17 protein-coding genes are annotated in these 15,855 nt (G+C 40.4%); 15 read left to right on the top strand and 2 right to left on the bottom strand.

Translation table 11 applies throughout. The features are described 5' to 3' along the window. Positions 1-73 precede the first annotated feature (73 nt). The 4 genes from L4D09_RS14360 (at position 74) to trpS (ending at position 3,087) form a co-directional block, all read left to right on the top strand. The gene (locus L4D09_RS14360) at positions 74-406 is read left to right on the top strand and encodes a zinc ribbon domain-containing protein YjdM (RefSeq protein WP_428458203.1); all 333 of its coding nucleotides are present in this window, start codon (positions 74-76) and stop codon (positions 404-406) included. Between the two features lie 320 nt (positions 407-726). Beyond that, entirely contained in the window at positions 727-1,014 is a 288-nt protein-coding gene (locus L4D09_RS14355; RefSeq protein WP_428458202.1) for a carboxymuconolactone decarboxylase family protein, read from the top strand. A 318-nt stretch (positions 1,015-1,332) separates the two neighbouring features. Further along, positions 1,333-1,746: a VOC family protein gene (locus L4D09_RS14350; protein WP_428458201.1), complete on the top strand. Its 414-nt coding sequence runs from the start codon at positions 1,333-1,335 to the stop codon at positions 1,744-1,746. A 315-nt stretch (positions 1,747-2,061) separates the two neighbouring features. After that, positions 2,062-3,087, top strand: a complete 1,026-nt coding sequence (trpS, locus tag L4D09_RS14345; protein ID WP_428458200.1) for a tryptophan--tRNA ligase — start codon at positions 2,062-2,064, stop codon at positions 3,085-3,087. Positions 3,088-3,291: 204 nt separating this feature from the next. On the opposite strand, the gene cspE is transcribed toward trpS, so the two are convergent. Continuing rightward, positions 3,292-3,504, bottom strand: a complete 213-nt coding sequence (gene cspE, locus L4D09_RS14340) for a transcription antiterminator/RNA stability regulator CspE (protein ID WP_428458199.1) — start codon at positions 3,502-3,504, stop codon at positions 3,292-3,294. 450 nt (positions 3,505-3,954) lie between these two features. On the opposite strand from cspE, the gene L4D09_RS14335 reads away from it, so the two are divergent. The 4 genes from L4D09_RS14335 (at position 3,955) to L4D09_RS14320 (ending at position 8,649) form a co-directional block, all read left to right on the top strand. Next, a complete protein-coding gene (locus L4D09_RS14335; RefSeq protein WP_428458198.1) occupies positions 3,955-4,572 on the top strand; it encodes a DsbA family protein in 618 nt (205 codons plus the stop codon). A 254-nt stretch (positions 4,573-4,826) separates the two neighbouring features. Then, positions 4,827-5,783, top strand: coding sequence for a formate dehydrogenase accessory sulfurtransferase FdhD (gene fdhD / locus L4D09_RS14330; protein ID WP_428458197.1), 957 nt, complete (start codon positions 4,827-4,829; stop codon positions 5,781-5,783). Between the two features lie 21 nt (positions 5,784-5,804). Further along, positions 5,805-8,117, top strand: coding sequence for an FdhF/YdeP family oxidoreductase (locus L4D09_RS14325; protein WP_428458196.1), 2,313 nt, complete (start codon positions 5,805-5,807; stop codon positions 8,115-8,117). A 190-nt stretch (positions 8,118-8,307) separates the two neighbouring features. Beyond that, complete coding sequence (locus L4D09_RS14320; RefSeq protein WP_428458195.1) at positions 8,308-8,649, top strand: 5-carboxymethyl-2-hydroxymuconate Delta-isomerase; 342 nt, start codon at positions 8,308-8,310, stop codon at positions 8,647-8,649. Between the two features lie 94 nt (positions 8,650-8,743). Here the strand turns inward: L4D09_RS14320 and L4D09_RS14315 are convergent, their stop codons facing one another. Continuing rightward, positions 8,744-9,619, bottom strand: coding sequence for a multidrug transporter (locus L4D09_RS14315; RefSeq protein ID WP_428458194.1), 876 nt, complete (start codon positions 9,617-9,619; stop codon positions 8,744-8,746). Positions 9,620-10,028: 409 nt separating this feature from the next. On the opposite strand from L4D09_RS14315, the gene L4D09_RS14310 reads away from it, so the two are divergent. From L4D09_RS14310 to L4D09_RS14280, 7 genes are all read left to right on the top strand, one after another. Beyond that, positions 10,029-11,429 carry a hypothetical protein gene (locus L4D09_RS14310; RefSeq protein ID WP_428458193.1) on the top strand — a complete coding sequence of 467 codons (1,401 nt, stop codon included), beginning with the start codon at positions 10,029-10,031 and terminating at the stop codon, positions 11,427-11,429. A gap of 205 nt (positions 11,430-11,634) precedes the next feature. Further along, positions 11,635-12,057, top strand: a complete 423-nt coding sequence (locus L4D09_RS14305; RefSeq protein WP_428458192.1) for an NUDIX hydrolase — start codon at positions 11,635-11,637, stop codon at positions 12,055-12,057. Then, positions 12,041-12,586, top strand: coding sequence for a GNAT family N-acetyltransferase (locus L4D09_RS14300; protein ID WP_428458191.1), 546 nt, complete (start codon positions 12,041-12,043; stop codon positions 12,584-12,586). The genes L4D09_RS14305 and L4D09_RS14300 overlap by 17 nt, the downstream gene beginning before the upstream one ends. A 79-nt stretch (positions 12,587-12,665) precedes the next feature. Beyond that, entirely contained in the window at positions 12,666-13,106 is a 441-nt protein-coding gene (locus tag L4D09_RS14295; protein WP_428458190.1) for a YtoQ family protein, read from the top strand. Between the two features lie 14 nt (positions 13,107-13,120). Beyond that, a complete protein-coding gene (locus L4D09_RS14290; RefSeq protein ID WP_428458189.1) occupies positions 13,121-13,582 on the top strand; it encodes a GNAT family N-acetyltransferase in 462 nt (153 codons plus the stop codon). Between the two features lie 88 nt (positions 13,583-13,670). Then, positions 13,671-14,147 carry a GNAT family N-acetyltransferase gene (locus L4D09_RS14285; RefSeq protein WP_428458188.1) on the top strand — a complete coding sequence of 159 codons (477 nt, stop codon included), beginning with the start codon at positions 13,671-13,673 and terminating at the stop codon, positions 14,145-14,147. 534 nt (positions 14,148-14,681) lie between these two features. Then, entirely contained in the window at positions 14,682-15,641 is a 960-nt protein-coding gene (locus L4D09_RS14280; RefSeq protein ID WP_428458187.1) for a helix-turn-helix domain-containing protein, read from the top strand. The last annotated feature ends 214 nt before the right edge of the window (positions 15,642-15,855 follow it).

Below are 15,855 nucleotides of genomic sequence, written 5' to 3'. Positions count from 1 at the left end.
TAACAATGCGCTCGCTAACTTAGAAAAGACCCATTACTATATGCGTCAGACTAACTTAAAGAAGTAATAATCGATGTCCTTACCTCCTTGCTTAAACTGTAAATCTGAATTTGTTTACCAAGATCAAAATAACCTAATCTGCCCAGAGTGCGGCCATGAATGGAATCCGCAGGAAGAAGCTGAGAACCAATTTACGGTAAAAGACATCAATGGAAAACTGTTGGAGCAGGGCGATAAAGTCACACTAGTAAAAGATCTGAAAGTTAAAGGTAGCTCTCTTAACCTAAAAATTGGTACAAAAGCAGTAATTAAGCGCATTATTGAAGGTAAGGATCATCAATTAGACTGCAAAGTGGATGGCGCAGGCGAAATATTGGTGACAGCCAAGTACGTAAAGAAAGCATAGCTTGCTGAAGTAATATCGATGTTAAATAGCAGAGATGAGAGGTTTGGGGGAGTAGGAAATGTTCATTATTCCAGACTTACAGCTAACATTTGTTATAACGTCAGGTGATATCGGCTCAGGTTGAAGACTCCCCCATCTGAACTGATTGTCGATTGTTTTTTGTCACCTATTGGCACCGCTAATGTTAAGTGTGAACTAAAATTATATCCAAATAATCAATGGTATGCGTTAAACTGATGTCTCTTTTTGAGAGTTTGGTGTGCTGATTTATGCTATTAAGCATACTTTATGGCAAGCGTTATAACTTATAAGGAAGATTTATGCTAGGGAAGCATCAAGACCTTTACGGCGCGTTTTATCGCTCTACTCATGACAATGAATATTTAGATACAAGAACTGAGCTTTTAGTTGGTTTATCGGCAGCGATGGCGCTGAATTGCTTACCTTGTACGCGTTATTATTTGCATGAGGCAAAGAAGGCAGGTATTACGAAGGGAGAAATTTCAGATGTGACCGCGAAAGTAATGGCTGTCGCGGCAGGTCAGAAAAAACTTCAAATGCAAGAGGTGCTCGATAAATATAAAATTGATCTGGATACCTTTGAATAATCTCCTAACGTAGGCCTCAGAGTGATACGTTATATTCGACAGTATTAGCATCGAGTTCGGTGTGCTTTGTTGTTTTGATGAAGTACACCTTATTGCAGCGATTCAACTTGAGCCGAAGCTGCTCGTTCCTATTATAGAATCCAATAGCATTATTACCTCCGGGTGGAGTAACGGTATTATCTTCTGTCCGTAAGCAATTATAGTGATGCCATATAATCATTAGGCTGGGGTAGGTTAACCTGCTGCGTTGTGCGCTTTTAATTATCTTAAGAGTTATGGTGTACAATGGCTGAAATTAAGAAACTGACAGTGTGAGTTATGACTAAGCCAATTCAGCAGCAAATCGGTAACATTGCTTTGGTTGTCGAAAATTACGACGATGCCATTGCATTCTATACCCAGAAACTACAATTCAAGCTCATAGAAGATACAGATCTTGGTGGTGGGAAACGCTGGGTACAAGTATCTCCACCTAATTCAAATGGTACAAATTTACTACTGGCTCAAGCTAGCAACGATGAGCAACTAAAATCAGTAGGTAATCAAACTGGTGGACGTGTGTTCTTATTTCTACAAACTAATGACTTTTGGCGTGACTACGAGCACATGAAAGCGAATGATGTGGTTTTCAATGAAGAACCACGAGTAGAAGCTTATGGAACTGTAGTGGTATTCCAAGACTTATACGGTAATAAGTGGGACCTATTACAACTTAATCAATCGGTTAAGTAGCCAGAGTAAAATGTAATCATAAAATTAACGAATTACTCTCGGCGATTTGGGTGAAGTTCAGTGTGCTTTGTTATTTCTATGGAGCACACCTTCTGAGAAGTGTTTATATAGATAAGATAAATGTAGCTTGAATCGTTGTTTAGAGGGTGGTACGTTTAAGACATGCAAGTAAATCATACGTTTAATCTAATCTCAGTTTCATGGTGGCGCTCTATTTCATAGAGCGGCGCTGAATCACATTTATTCAAAGCCGTCGGAAGACTGCTTATGAATAACGCATTTTATGTCTCCGATGGTACAGTTAGGAGTCATATTATGCATAATCAAAAACACACCACTAAAAAAGAAAAAGTATTAACCGGCGATCGAGCAACAGGACAGTTGCACCTTGGGCACTTTGTCGGCTCTCTTCAGCAAAGAGTAGCGCTACAGCATGACTACGAACAAACCATCTTGGTTGCCGATTTACAAGGCTTAACTGATAACGGTCATAATCCACATAAAGTATCTTCAAATATTTTGAATGTTGTTGCTGATTATTTAGCCGTTGGCATCGATCCTCGAAAGACGACCATTTGTTTGCAGTCTGCAATTCCCGCCTTGTCTGAATTGACAATGTATTACTCAAACTTAGTGTCGGTATCGAGATTACAGAGAAACCCAACCGTTAAAAATGAAATAGCAGGTAAGTCATTTGGAGGTTCAATTCCAACGGGTTTTTTAACGTATCCGATTAGCCAAGCCGCTGATATCACAGCATTCCGAGCAACACTCATCCCTGTTGGAGATGATCAATTACCGATGATTGAGCAAACAAACGAAATCGTGAGAAAACTAAATCATATCGCTCAAGAAGATATTTTAGTTGAGTGTCGACCGTTATTAAGCAAAGTTCCTCGTTTACCAAGCTCGGATGGCAAAAGTAAAATGTCTAAATCAATGGGGAATTGTATCCTTCTGAGCTCTAGCGAGAAGGATATATCAAAGGCGGTTAAATCAATGTACACCGATCCTAATCATTTAGCCGTTGAAGACCCAGGTCAAATTGAGGGGAATATTGTTTTCACATATCTAGACGCATTCCATCCTGATTCTGCTTATGTTGAAGAGTTAAAGGCTAGGTATCAAAAAGGAGGTTTAGGCGATGGAACAACAAAAAAAATTCTTGAGGAATGTTTGCAGGAGATTTTAAAGCCAATCAGAGAGCGTAGAGCAACATTCATTTCAGATAAAGCTCAACTTATTGAAATTCTTCGAGCGGGTAGTGAAAAATCACAAGATGAATCCAATCAGGTGCTTGGCAGCGTAAAACGAGCATTTGGCCTTAACTTGTTTCAGTAGCTAATATTCAGTAGCCAAAATAAAGGCTAGGGTATAACAAACGACTGTGGCGTTAATGGCCTAGATATTTAACGATAACGAGGTTGGCATTACGTATGAAATGGGTTCAGTTAATTTATTGAGCCCAACTACCTATAAATAAAACGGTAGACATAAAAAATGCCAGCCTTAGCCAGCATTTTCTTTAGAAGATAAAACTTCTAATTATAAAGCAACAACGTTAGCTGCTTGTGGGCCTTTTTGGCCTTGCTCTAGGTCGAAAGAAACTTTCTGACCTTCAGCTAGAGTTTTGAAGCCTTCAGATGCGATTGCACGGAAGTGAACAAATACGTCAGCGCCGCCGTTATCTTGAGTGATAAAACCGAAACCTTTCTCTTCGTTGAACCACTTTACGATACCAGTGCTTGAGTTAGACATGTTATGTCCCTTATAAATTCATTAATTAAAAAAATCGCTAAAATGCGAAGTGCTAAGCAGTTGAATTATCGAATGTTACGCTAAATATAAGGGAAACACTGAGATACAAAAACGAAAACRTGATGTAGCTAAAAGTTTAACTTGTACTTTATGTTGCATTTAATAACTATCTGAACAACAGAGCGAGAGAGATAATAACAGCTGTACCACATTTGTATAGTCTAATTTGCAAATTGAACGTGAATTCTATTGTGGTCGGTCCAAGCTGTTGGTATCACAACCGTTTTAGGTCTAAATGGTGAAAAATCAAACCATTTTTGTGGGTATCAAAATGCTACTTGTACTTTAATTCATCAGTAATCGCTTGGATGGTAAGACTTAAAGTGTTCAGCGAAGACTTCTACTGGTGGATTTGGTAGTTTGGAAGAAAACTATTCACGGATTTGAAATATGTCAGCTGCAAAAGTAAAGCTCTACTATGTATACGATCCAATGTGTTCTTGGTGCTGGGGTTATAAACCGACTTGGGACAAAATAAGAGAGGCGTTGTCTGATCACGTTGAGATCGTGTACGTGCTGGGTGGGTTAGCGCCAGATTCTGATATACCTATGCCAGAAGCTATGCAGGTACAAATAGCGTCTTACTGGAAGAAAATTGAACAGTACCTTGGCACTTCGTTTAATCATGACTTTTGGAGTAAAAATACACCACGTCGCTCAACGTATCCATCGTGTCGTGCCATTATCGCGGCACGCTCTCAAGGCGCGGAGTTAATGATGCTAGAGGCAATACAAAAAGCCTATTACCTAGAAGCTAAAAACCCCAGCGATGATGCTATCTTGATTAGCCTAGCGGAAGATCTTGGATTAGATAGTGCCATGTTTAAGGCTGAATTTTTATCAAATCGCACACAGGACTTGTTACTTGAGGAGTTAGCATTCGCACGGTCGATCGGCGGTAATAGCTTCCCTTCTCTAATTGTTGAAAAAGAAAATCGCTTTATAGAGGTTCCGGTCAACTACGAAAATGCCGATGTTACGATTGCTCAACTGAACTCTTACCTCTGAAAACCGTCATTTAAACTGTCGATCTATCCCTGACTGCAATTTGCTTAAACGCCTGAGATCTCTCAGGCGTTTTTGTATCTATTACACGTGATTGTATTATGGCATACCAAAAGTGTGACCAATGATGTGAAGTCTAGAACAAATAGAAATCACGCTAGATGTTACAAAGTTGTTTTGTTAATGTGTGGTAAATAATGCAATTGAGAGGGGCTACCTCTTTAATTATAAATACCAGTGCGGAGTGGTGTGGCCATATGCCAAACAGGGAAAGTGATCAGGATGATACAGGAATCCGATATGATCAGGTTATACGGCCTCATCATGAAGAATCTAATCATCTAGCGGCAATGCAAATTTATGAGCATGCTAGCAGTGTTATGGCGTGTTCAAGGCAGCAGGTACAAGGTTGTGATGTCACTTTGTCTATCGACTCTGTCATTATTGAAGAGCCGCTACAAATTAGCCTGATATACACTGATTTAGATGGTATACCAAGAGAGCGTGTATATCTTGTCACGATGAGAACACCTGGTGATGATCAGCACTTAGTCATTGGATTGTTGCTATCTGAGGGGATCATTCAGCATGCGACTGATGTGGTTGGGATGAATGATCAGCTCGATGACGACGAAATTCGACCAAATGAAATCACTGTTCGTCTTGACGCAAGAATACGCATTGACTGGTCAAGTATTAGCCGTGAAACAACCTCATTTTCAAGCTGTGGCGTATGTGGTAAATCATCCATGCAATCGCTTGAACTTCGTAATATTCCATCGTTAGACGAACAATCACACTGGTTATCTGGACAAGCAATTACCTCGCTATCCAAGGCACTACGATCCCAACAGCACCTTTTTAGTATTACGGGTGGAGTACATGGTTGTGGGCTATTCAATCAAAACGGTGAACTACTCGAAAGTAGTGAGGATATAGGTCGTCATAATGCGCTTGATAAGCTATTAGGTGCGCGTTCAAGACGTGCTGAACTTTGGCAGAATGGAAAAGTCATTATGCTGAGTAGCCGTATAAGTTTTGAATTGGTGCAGAAGGTACTTGTTGCTGGTGTACCTGTATTGGTTGCGGTGGGTGCACCTTCAAGCCTAGCACTGAATCTCGCCAAACGGTTTAACCTTACCTTGATTGGCTTCAGCCAACACGGCCGATTTAATGTATACCACGGTGCGTTTCGATTACGCCTGCAAAAATAAAATGAACAACAGGGAAGAGTAATGACAGTTAAACAATATTCAGGTTCAGCAGGTGGATGGGGAGCGCTGCTTAGCACGACAAAGCATTTGGTGAAAAGCGAAAACGTAAGCCGTAATATTCGCAACTTGCTTAAAACTAACCAAGATCACGGCTTTGATTGTCCAGGCTGCGCATGGGGTGAGAATGATGAAAAGGGGCGTTTTAAGTTCTGTGAAAATGGTGCAAAAGCAGTTAATTGGGAAGCGACTAGTCGTCGTGTCACCCCTGCATTTTTTAGCGAACACCCCGTTTCGTGGTTGATGAAGCAAAGTGATTACTTTTTGGAATACCAAGGTCGACTCAGTCATCCTGTAAAATACAATTGTAAGACTGACTGCTATGAAGAAATGACATGGGAACAAGCCTTTACACTTATCGCTAAACATTTAAATGCACTAGAAAGCCCGAACCAAGCTGAGTTTTATACATCTGGCCGTGCTAGTAATGAAGCGGCATTTTTATATCAGTTGTTTGTTCGTCAGTTTGGTACCAATAACTTTCCAGATTGCTCCAACATGTGTCATGAAGCAAGTGGAATAGCACTTAAACAAGCGGTAGGTACGGGTAAAGGAACCATCACAATTGATGATTTTGAATTTGCCGACGCCATTTTTGTTTTTGGGCAGAATCCAGGCACTAATCACCCTCGAATGCTAGACACTCTGCGGCAGGCTTCACGCCGGGGAGCTGCTGTTGTTAGTTTTAATACGCTAAAAGAGCGAGGCCTAGAGCGTTTTACGAATCCACAATCGCCCCAAGAAATGCTTTCAGGCAAAGGAACTGAAATTAGCCAGTCGTATTTCACGCCTAAATTAGGTGGGGATATGGCTGTAGTTCGCGGTATGGTAAAAGCCCTGTATGAGTTTGATCAACAAGAACTGGCGGCTGGAGGTAAAGGGATTTTTGACCGTGATTTTATTGCCTGCCATACCGAAGGATTAAATGACTACCTTGCGATAGTTAACGCAACTGGCTGGAGCGATATTGTCGAACAGTCTGGTTTATCAGAATCTGAAATACGTGATGCCGCAACAATTTACCGCCAAGCAAAAAACGTTATTACGACCTGGGCGATGGGTATTACTCAGCATAAGCACTCGGTTAATACCATTCAGGAAATCGTTAACTTACAACTTTTGTTTGGCCAGGTAGGCAAGCCGGGTGCAGGGCTTTGCCCAGTGCGCGGGCATAGTAATGTGCAAGGTGACAGAACGATGGGCATTGATGAAAAGCCAACCGATGCTTTTCTGGATAATTTGGCCAATGTATTCGAATTCGAACCGCCCCGAGAAGCAGGTCATAATGCAGTTGAAGCTATTAAAGCCATGCTAGCAGGGGACAGTAAGGTTTTTATTGGTCTCGGTGGTAATTTCGCTGCTGCCAGCCCGGATACCGAGTTAACTCAACAAGCATTAAGTAGCTGTGAATTAACCGTCAATATCGCGACCAAGTTGAATCGTAGCCACCTTATTACCGGGCGAGATTCTCTTATTTTACCGTGTTTAGGGCGAACAGATATTGATATGCAGGTTGCAGGTGCGCAGAGCGTCACTGTTGAAGATTCGTTCAGTATGGTACATGCCTCGGCAGGTGTAGTAGAGAGTGATATTGCTGAAATGCGCTCAGAGCCAGCGATTATTGCAGGTATAGCCTCAGCGAGTGTTGGTAGTGATGTGGTCGATTGGTCATATTTAATTGAAGACTATACCCGAATACGTGATCTTATCGCTAAGGCGATACCGGGTTTTGAAGGCTTTAATGAAAAGCTTCAACAACCAGGGGGGTTCTATTTAGGCAACAGTGCTGGTGAGCGTAGGTGGAATACGCAAACGAGCAAAGCAAACTTTTATTCTCATCAACTACCAGTGCATTTGTTACCGGCGAACTTACGTGAGTTAAGCCAAGACCCTGTATTTGTTTTACAAACAATGCGGTCACACGATCAATACAATACGACCATATACGGTTTTGAAGATCGCTATCGCGGTATTTCAGGTGAACGCAAAGTATTGTTAGTGAACCAAACAGACATTGACGCATTAGGTTTACAAGCGGGTGATTTAGTGGATGTTGAGTCACTCTGGCCAGATAAAGTTGAGCGAAAAGTCTTTGGTTTCAAGCTTGTAGCTTATGACATTCCAGCAGGTAATATTGCAGCCTATTTTCCTGAGACGAATCCATTAGTATCGATTGATGGGAAAGGGGACTTGAGTGATACGCCGATATCGAAAGCTATCCCAATTGTTCTTTCACCAGCGAAGCAAGATGAAATGCTCATTCGAGTGAATACATAGAAAGTACAATTTTCGTAGATAAAGAAGCCTGACTGCTTAGTCAGGCTGCTTTCTAATAATTAATGTGGGGGAAAAGGACTAATATTTGTGAGCGTGCATTAAAAACACTGTGTAGTTTTATACCTTTAAGTTTCCTTATGATAATTTCAGCTAGAGAAAGCGCCATATTATTAGTTTTTAAGGAAAAAGAGTGCCACATTGCATTATTGAATATTCACAAAATATTGAATCACAAACCAGCCCATTTTCGTTAGTTAACGCTGTTTCTGAAGGTGCATCTTTATCGGGGTTATTTGATGGGCCAGACATTAAAACGCGTGCAATTCCTTACCAATACTACCAAGTAGGTTCCGAGCAGTCTGACTTTGTTCATGTATCAGTCCGTATTCTATGTGGACGAGATCATGAGCAAAAAGCGCACTTATCCGATCATGTTTTAAAAGGACTCGTTGCGCTAGGATTAACTGACGTTTCATTAACCGTTGAAATTATAGATATTGATAAAGATACTTATTCGAAGTGTTTGTTGTAACGGTAATAGTTAAACGTTATCACCCTTTGTCACCAGCACGAATAGGTTAAAGTGATTAAACTCAAATGAATATAGTTTTAATGGCTATCTGTTGTTAGTGGAACATCACTAAAATTGCCGCGATAGCGACAAGAGCCAAAGCAAAAAAGTCTTTAAGTTGCGTCTTTTCTTTAAGCCAAAAAGCAGAAATTAACATCATAAAAAAGATTTCAACTTGGCCGAGGGTTTTTACATAAGGCACACTTTGCAATGACATGGCACTAAACCACCCCAATGATCCTAAAAAGCTTGTAATACTGGTCATCAAGACAAGCTTTCTCTCTTTAAACATTAACCGAAGTGCTTGCCTGTCTCGAATAAGTAAGTACGACACTAATATGAGCGTTTGAATAGAAATAACTAAAAAGAGCACCCATGCGGCACTATGAGGGAAGGGTAGAGATAAACTAAGACTGGCTTCTCTTATCCATAGTGAAGTGAGTGCGAAGGCACTGCTGCAAGCTAGCCCAATAGCGACTGTTTTCAAAGAAATGTGATTAAGTTTACCCGGTGAGCTTAAAATCAGTACCGCGATAGCTCCAATACCGACGCCAAGCCATCCCCAATAGGTCAGTGTTGTACCAAAGAATAAAACCCCAAATAATGCTGCAACGGGTGCTTCACACTTTGCCAAGCCTGCACCAACCGCAAAGTTTTTCTGTTTGAACAGTACCACCATGAGTGCAGTGGCAGCTATTTGCATAATGGCAGCACTTAGAATAAAGCTGATTGATGTCACCGATAAGTTGGGTATGTCGGCGGGTTGCCATTCGTAAAGACCATACAGGTAAACTAATGCCAATGGGCTTGCCCAAATAAACCGCGCAAGTGTAACGCCTGCGATATCAAGTTTTTTGCTTAATTTACTTTGTAGTGCGTTACGCCATGATTGGCAAAAAGCAGCAAAAAATGTGAATAGAACCCAACTCATTCTTCATGTTTACCTTTATTAAGCTTATGAAAATAATAATAAAGTGTTGTTATGCAGAATGATATGACTTTTGACTGTATACATAAAGAACAGACTTTGAAGACACAGGAAGTAATGAGTGTTGCAATGTTCAAGGAGGTATTAGTTACTAAATATAAACGTTTCTATTCTTGTGACCTTTATCTAACTAACGTACCAAAAATGCAGGGATAATGCAGTATTTATAGACTATTCAATACTATGTGGCTAGATTCTGACATTTGTGATTTTAGTTATTCCCGTTGTATTACCGTCAATCATTAACATGGCTTTTAAATTAACGCTAATTATGACGAATTTTTGATGAAACGTTTCTATGTTGTGGCGGTGAATGAAGCTGTGATACGGGTCAACAGTTGGTGAGGAAGTTGTGATTAAGAGCAATAAGTTATTGGCAGTCGTGATGGGTACTTTTATGCTTTATGGATGTGTGTCTACTCAAGAGGCTACGACCATAAATATGTCACCTATTTCAGAGGTATTTTTCGGAGAACAACACTATCCCGATAACTTCTCCGCGCAGCTGCATACAAACTTGCAGTATTTTCAAGATGGCGTAGGCGTTGACCCACAATCTGGTATGCCTTTCGATTTTATTCGTATCATGGATGATGGTGAAATTGTTCCTCGTCCAGTAGTGAATAGCACAACGATTGGCCTTTATTTAAATATTTTGACGGAGATGGAACGTGCTGGATCAGAGCCTGCACGCCAGCGATTAAGCGATGCGCTTACCCGTCTCGAAAATGCGCCAAAATGGAATGGTTTGTTCTATTGGATGTATCAGATCCAAGCGGGAGAATTAGCTCTTGGTGGACGTTCTATTGCATCTGCGGTTGATGCGGCGAATCTAACTTCTTCATTAGCTGCAGTTGCTGGCGCCTATTGGGAGCATGAAGACCCAATGCTAGCACAGCTCGCAATTCGCGCTGACACCTTGGTTAAAGCAACCAAGCAGGGGTGGTATGGCTTGTATGACCGAGATAATAACTCGCGGGAGTTATTACGTGCGGCTTGGCGAGATACAGGCGATGGTCAACCCGATTATGTTAATTATTGGATAGATAGAAAGTCGAATGAAAGCCGCTTAGCACCATTGTGGGCTTCGGTATTGACGCACAATGATGTTGCGCCTATTCCAGAAGGCGTATTTACGAATATGGGATTATATCAAGGAGAGTATGTTACTCAGCAAGGGGATATCACTCATCCAATGTTGACGTGGAACGGCGCATATTTTCAAGGCATGTTGCCATCGATTTGGTTCAATGAAAAGTCAATGGTGCCAGTACCACAGATGTTTGATGATATGGCGACAGTACAGCTGGAATATACCTCTGAGTACGGCATTCCGTTTTTGTCATCATCGTCAACCATTGAGAGCCGCTACAGTGAGTATGGTGTAAATGGTATGGCAGAAGATTTTTGTCGTAATCAAAATACTTACCAAGAGCCCGTTGGTACACCACATGCGACAGCACTCTATGCCATGATAAATCGGGATCATGCAGTAGAATTGCTGCGTGATATTGAAACACGCTTTCCTGCAATAGTGAGTGAGGCTGGGTGGTTTGATGCAGTAAACGATAAAGGTGAAGTGACCAATAAGATCATCGGCCTAGATCAAGGAATGTTTGCAGCATCGTTTATAGCCGATACCATTCGTGCCGACGTTGAAAACTATATAAAACAGTCGCTAGGTGATGATGCTTGGCTGGTGGTTGAGCGACTGTATAGCCAGTTTGAAAGTGATGGTTTATGTGACGCCTGATGTTAATCGGCTATATTTAGTTGTATCTAACTAAGTTGGTATAAGGCTAGACCCAAGTGTTCAAAAGGGTACGGCTGATGGTTAAAGCTCTGTCTAATGGCAGGGCTTTTTTGTTTCTAATTCATAATGCTTGCAATAATGCATAATCAAAGGCAGTAGCGTATGATATTAAGCAATTGAAAATTAACAAATATTGGTGCTGTAAATGGGAAAGGTCATTGATAAGTTGGCTTGGTTACATATTCACGATGGCAAACTGCTAGTGGTTCGCTCTAAAGGCAAAGAACTCTTTTATATCCCAGGAGGGAAGCGTGAAGTTGGCGAAAGCGATGAACAAGCCCTTGTCCGCGAAGTCAAAGAAGAATTATCCGTCGATTTAGAGCCAAAAACAATTAAATATGCAGGGTCATTCACTGCTCAGGCTGATGGTAAAGCGAGTGACGTATCAGTACAACTGACTTGCTACTATTCTGACTTTAACGGTGACTTGAAGCCAGACGCGGAAATTGATGAGTTAAATTATTTTGATATGGGTGATGTATCTTCTTGTTCATTAGCAACGATTTTGGTCATCGAGCAGTTAACATCTCAAGGCTTAATCGGAGCAAAGCATGATCGAGACAGATAGGCTTATATTGAGGCAATGGCGTGACAGTGATCTTGCACCTTTTGCTGAAATGAACCGCGATCCTAAAGTAATGACGTATTTTCCTTCATTACTTTCAGCGCGCGAAAGTAATGAATTAGCAGAACGGTTCCAACGTCTCATCGTGGATAAAGGTTGGGGCTTTTGGGCGTTGGAGCAAAAAAACACAGGCCTATTTCTCGGATTTGTTGGTTTGCACTTTCAGGAGGAGGGTAGCGGCATTCCAAATGCACCACTCGTTGAGATTGGCTGGCGTTTGTGTTCTTCAAGCTGGGGGAACGGGTTTGCTCCAGAGGCGGCGAAAGCCGCATTAGCGTTTGCTTTCGATACGCTTAATCTATCTGAGGTATATGCATTCACCGCTCTGCAAAACTTGCCTTCAAAGCGGGTTATGGAAAAAATTGGTATGCATAACACTCATCAAGATTTTAATCACCCCAAGCTACCCAAAGGTCATCCATTAGAACGCCATTGTTTATATCGAATTCAATCTGAAGCGTTAATTAAATAGCGATTTGATAGTAATCATTTACTTAATGAGTTAAAAATAGAAGTGTTAACACTTTTGTAATGAAAACAAGGAGCTTGAAATGGAATTAAATGTTTACTTGTCTGGTGAAATTCATACTGACTGGAGAGAGCAAATTGTTCAAGGTTGTAAGGACAATGGTGTAAATGCCGTGTTTACTTCTGCGGTCACCGATCATGATACAAGTGATAGTGCTGGCGACGTGCTTGGTGAAGAAAGCTATTCTTTTTGGCGAGACCATAAATCAGCGAAAGTAAATGCAATCAGAACAAAAACACTGATAGAAAAATGCGATATAGCGGTTGTTCGTTTCGGTGATCAATATAAACAATGGAATGCAGCATTTGATGCTGGCTATTGTGCTGCATTGGGTAAACCTTATATCACGTTACATAGTGAAGCATTGGTACACCCATTAAAAGAGGTGGATGCTGCTGCTCAGGCTTGGGCTACCACACCGTCGCAGGTTGTTGAAATACTGAAATATGTCGGTTGCAAATAAGGGGGTAGCGAAGCATGAAAATTGCGGTAGATAAGCTTGAAGATAAGGGTGTGATAAAACTTCTGGAGCAGCACCTTGCAGATATGTACGCTACGTCACCTCCAGAGAGTGTCCATGCCTTGGATTTAGATGCGCTCAAGTCTCCTTCAATCACTTTTTGGAGTGCTCGATATAATGGAGAGGTGTTGGGATGCGTGGCATTAAAAACATTGAATACCAAGCAAGCTGAAATTAAGTCTATGAGAACGACTGAAAGTAGTCGAGGGCTTGGTGTTGCAACGAAATTGCTAGAACACCTAATCAGTGAGGCTCATACTCAAGGTTATGAAACGTTAAGCCTTGAAACCGGCTCTATGGACTTCTTCAAACCCGCCCGTAATTTATATGAGAAGTACGGATTTTCATATTGTCAGCCTTTTGGTGACTATAAGCTTGATCCAAATAGCTTATTTATGGAATTGAACTTGTCATCATAGGGTAACATGAGTTAAAGATAGTTATGTAAGCTTCGGGAGTATGCCGCACTTTATGGATATTTGCGGCAAAACAAGAAAAAGGGAATTTATGGTATTAGAGCAGTTTAAAGAAAAAGACTATGAACAACTGATTCAGTGGATAGACTCTGCGGAACTAAATTATCAATGGGGTGGTCCTGCATACGATTTTCCTCTTACTATTGAGCAAATAGCCGATCATTGTGCCCAACCAGATATCACACCTTATTTATTCAAAATTGAGGGTGAGAATATTGGCTTTGTTGAGTTATTAAAAGTATCCAGCACTCAGTACCGCCTATGTCGAGTGTTCATTGCCGAGCCATTTCGAAGGCGTGGGCTTGCAACCACTATGCTTGAAGACGTCATCATTAAAGCGAAAAGCCAGTTTGATTGCGTTGAAGTGAGCCTTGCGGTGTTCGAACATAACCATAGAGCCAAGAGATGCTATGAATCATTAGGCTTTGAAACGTATTTAGAAGAAACAGGCTTTCAGGCTCCCAATGGTGATAGCTGGGATCTCGCATTAATGGAGAAGCGTATCTAGTATTGATGGTTTTTCTGTCATGGGGCGAGATGAGCAAGTTACTGATACCTGAACTTAGTTAACTTAATATTACCAAAGCGACTTCGAGTTACATATTTAGTGTAGAACCAAGAACTTCTCTCTGAATACAGTACCTTGAAGTTGCATGGTTATACAGGTAGCTATTGTCGCTTGGAGCTTATGATTGACTGAGTAAATAGCACTTGATGACAGTTGAATTATCATTTTCCGTTTAAGAAAACTTAAGTCTGTTAATTTTTGTTATGTTTGTGAATGATAAAGTATTGTTGTAATTATATTACACCGTGTGTTTTTGTGCTAACCATTTGTTTCTATTGGAATAAGCTTAACTCGATATCGTATTTACTGGCAGCGTCACGGCTTTAAATTGCTATGAATAAAAGCGGGAATTACTCTACAATCAGCACTTTTAGAAGAGATAATGCTTTCCTATATCTGATGAACGTTTACAAATAATGTGAATTATAGTTATTGTGTAAATAGTTAATAGCATTGTGGGCAGGCAGTTAATAAATGAATTTATTTCCTCAAATTCTAAAGGCGAGACGAAAAGAGCTTAAATGGACACAGGGAAGGTTAGCACTATGGCTTCAACAAGCCGATATTGAGCTTCACGGTGTTGATGTGGTATCGATCAGCCGTTGGGAAATGGGCAAGACGCAACCTAGCGTCTATAAAGTTCTGAAAATATTATCAATATTAAAGATTGAATTACTTCCATTTCTTAAGTCGTTAGACGTTTCAGTTGACAGTAATATAGTTCAAACTGTGTTACAGAAGCGTTATCAGTCTTTTCACTCGATGATATCGACGGCCAATTACGTACACCAACACCAGAATAAGAGTTCGATAGAGTGTTTCCCATTACTGAGGAGTGCAAATGATAATCAGGTTCTTTCTGGTATTCATAATTTAGCGATGCACACAAAAACAGATACTAGTTTGCTAAATTTGGTTGATTTTTATTTGTATCAAATGACGAACAGAATTCATGGTCGAAAGTACATATCTTCACATAATGGTGAATTACAGGGACACAGTTTAGGGTTCTTTTTTAAAAATAATGAGTTTGATCAGTATCAGCGGAAAAAGGTAGATTTCACGAAAGCTACACCATATTCTGAAAATAAAGATTTGGTGTACTTTATTACTAGTACGTTTTCTTTAAGCATGGAGGTTACCATCGATAATATACTTCAAGACCTAAAGTATTTTTCAGACAACCCGAGTATTAAACGGGTAGCAGCATTAATTATTAACCCTGATGCACTTGAAGTATATAAAGCGCTTGGATATGAAACTTTTAAATATTCAGATGAGTATAAGGAAGGTGATGAAGGAGGCAGCTTAGAGCTTAATGGTCGAAAGTATAACTATTGCGTGGTTGTTATCGACAAGTTAAGATTGTTGAGTAATAAGCATATCATTGATTTTATTAAAAAAATGAAATCTGTAACAAAAAGGTGCGAATGATGGCGGAACGCCTAGTGACGAAATTTGTTTGCCTGTATCTATATTTTACCCTTAATTTTATTGTTTTAGTTGATGTTTGATTCTCGATTATATTGACCACCGAGTGTCTAACTTACCTTTCTAATTTTATGATTCAGCCTAATATTTTAGTCATTTGTCTTTTTCCTCTCAAAATAATCGTGATATTCATCCCAATAACTTATCTGGTTAATTT

It is taken from the genome of Photobacterium makurazakiensis (assembly GCF_050336715.1).
In the GTDB taxonomy this organism is placed as follows: domain Bacteria; phylum Pseudomonadota; class Gammaproteobacteria; order Enterobacterales; family Vibrionaceae; genus Photobacterium; species Photobacterium makurazakiensis.
Note: the sequence above shows the minus strand (reverse complement) of the source record. Positions and strands in the feature narration are given on the sequence as shown.

What these genes read in the sequence shown, in the direction of transcription:
- L4D09_RS14325 (WP_428458196.1), top strand. Translation starts at nt 5,805, where the DNA reads ATGACAGTTAAACAATATTCAGGTTCAGCAGGTGGATGGGGAGCGCTG.
- L4D09_RS14315 (WP_428458194.1), bottom strand. Translation starts at nt 9,619, where the DNA reads ATGAGTTGGGTTCTATTCACATTTTTTGCTGCTTTTTGCCAATCATGG.
- trpS (WP_428458200.1), top strand. Translation starts at nt 2,062, where the DNA reads ATGCATAATCAAAAACACACCACTAAAAAAGAAAAAGTATTAACCGGC.
- L4D09_RS14300 (WP_428458191.1), top strand. Translation starts at nt 12,041, where the DNA reads ATGATCGAGACAGATAGGCTTATATTGAGGCAATGGCGTGACAGTGAT.
- L4D09_RS14295 (WP_428458190.1), top strand. Translation starts at nt 12,666, where the DNA reads ATGGAATTAAATGTTTACTTGTCTGGTGAAATTCATACTGACTGGAGA.
- fdhD (WP_428458197.1), top strand. Translation starts at nt 4,827, where the DNA reads ATGCCAAACAGGGAAAGTGATCAGGATGATACAGGAATCCGATATGAT.
- L4D09_RS14305 (WP_428458192.1), top strand. Translation starts at nt 11,635, where the DNA reads ATGGGAAAGGTCATTGATAAGTTGGCTTGGTTACATATTCACGATGGC.
- cspE (WP_428458199.1), bottom strand. Translation starts at nt 3,504, where the DNA reads ATGTCTAACTCAAGCACTGGTATCGTAAAGTGGTTCAACGAAGAGAAA.
- L4D09_RS14355 (WP_428458202.1), top strand. Translation starts at nt 727, where the DNA reads ATGCTAGGGAAGCATCAAGACCTTTACGGCGCGTTTTATCGCTCTACT.
- L4D09_RS14350 (WP_428458201.1), top strand. Translation starts at nt 1,333, where the DNA reads ATGACTAAGCCAATTCAGCAGCAAATCGGTAACATTGCTTTGGTTGTC.
- L4D09_RS14335 (WP_428458198.1), top strand. Translation starts at nt 3,955, where the DNA reads ATGTCAGCTGCAAAAGTAAAGCTCTACTATGTATACGATCCAATGTGT.
- L4D09_RS14285 (WP_428458188.1), top strand. Translation starts at nt 13,671, where the DNA reads ATGGTATTAGAGCAGTTTAAAGAAAAAGACTATGAACAACTGATTCAG.
- L4D09_RS14280 (WP_428458187.1), top strand. Translation starts at nt 14,682, where the DNA reads ATGAATTTATTTCCTCAAATTCTAAAGGCGAGACGAAAAGAGCTTAAA.
- L4D09_RS14290 (WP_428458189.1), top strand. Translation starts at nt 13,121, where the DNA reads ATGAAAATTGCGGTAGATAAGCTTGAAGATAAGGGTGTGATAAAACTT.
- L4D09_RS14360 (WP_428458203.1), top strand. Translation starts at nt 74, where the DNA reads ATGTCCTTACCTCCTTGCTTAAACTGTAAATCTGAATTTGTTTACCAA.